At 71.1% G+C, this 1,303-nt stretch carries 1 protein-coding gene; it reads left to right on the top strand.

From position 1 onward, the window contains the following. Nucleotides 1-1,181, top strand: a 1,181-nt coding sequence (locus AC5RUJ_RS16550) for a TadA family conjugal transfer-associated ATPase (RefSeq protein WP_494156279.1), incomplete at its 5' end; no start/stop codon positions are given. Nucleotides 1,182-1,303 lie beyond the last annotated feature (122 nt).

Genomic DNA, 1,303 nt, shown 5'->3' with positions numbered 1-1,303 from the left:
GGGCAGGGCAGCGGGTCATGAACGGGGCGGGACGCAGGCGGGCTGCCCCGGCAGCGGTCTCCGCCATCGGTTTGGAGCCCTTCCGCCGCGCGGTGCTCTCCGATCCATCGCCGGTGACGGGAGCCCGACTGGCAGCAGCCGTTCAGTCGAGCGGCCGTTTGCTGGGAACGGCCGGGACGCTGCAGGCGGTGGACTCACTGGCCGCAGACTTGCGCGGACTGGGGCCGCTGCAACCGCTGGCGGATGCGGGAGCCACGGACATCCTGGTGAATGGTCCGCAGGACGTCTGGACCGACGGCGACGGCGGTCTGCTCCGTGCCCCCGTCGCTTTCGCCGGCGACGCCGAGGTCCGGGCGCTGGCCGTACGCCTGGTCGCAGCCGGCGGGCGCAGGCTCGACGATGGGAACCCGTGCGCGGATGTGCGCCTTGCGGGTTACCGGGTCCATGCCGTGCTGCCACCGGTTTCGACCGGCGGGACGCTGCTCTCGATCCGGCTCCATCGTCCGCGCCGCTTCACGCTCGCGGAACTGCTCACCGCCGCGCCGCAGTGGCAGCCCTATCTCGAAGCCGTCGTCGGGCAGCGCCTGAACTTCCTGATCTGCGGAGCCACCGGGTCAGGCAAGACGACCTTGCTTTCGGCGATGTTGGGGGTCGCCGGCCCGCAGGAACGGATGGTCTTGGTCGAGGATGCCGCCGAACTGGCCCCGGACCATCCGCATGTGGTGGGCCTGCAGAGCCGGACCAGCAACGTCGAGGGCACCGGGTCGATCGGCATGGCGGAACTGGTTCGGCAGGCCCTGCGGATGCGGCCGGACCGGCTGGTGGTCGGAGAGTGCCGGGGAGCCGAGGTCCGCGAGTTCCTTGCGGCGATGAACACCGGCCACGCCGGAGCCGGCGGCACCATCCACGCAAACTCCGCCGCGGCCGTCCCGGCCAGGCTGGCGGCCATGGGCGCGCTCGCCGGGATGAGCGCCGAAGCGGTCGTACTTCAGGCGGCGAGCGCACTGGACCTGGTGATCTCGATGCACCGGACCGGGGAAGGGCGCTGCGTGCGGGAGATTTGCCTGCTGCGGCGCGATCCTTCGGGTGGCTTGCAGACCATTCCGGCGCTGGCCGCTGACGGAGCCGGCATCAGGCACTCGCCCGGATCAGACGAACTCAGCGAACGGCTGTTCCCGTGACCGGCCTCGCGGTATTCCTGTTGAGTGCGGCCGCCTGCCTGTTGCTGAGGCCGGGTCGCGGATCCCGGTCGGCGGAGGCGCTGCCATGTGCTGCTGCGTGTCCATGAAGTACCTTCCGGTGT

The organism is Arthrobacter sp. Y3223164 (genome assembly GCF_059091005.1).
The sequence above is the reverse complement of the archived record's forward strand: the minus strand, read 5'-3'. Positions and strand labels throughout refer to the sequence as shown.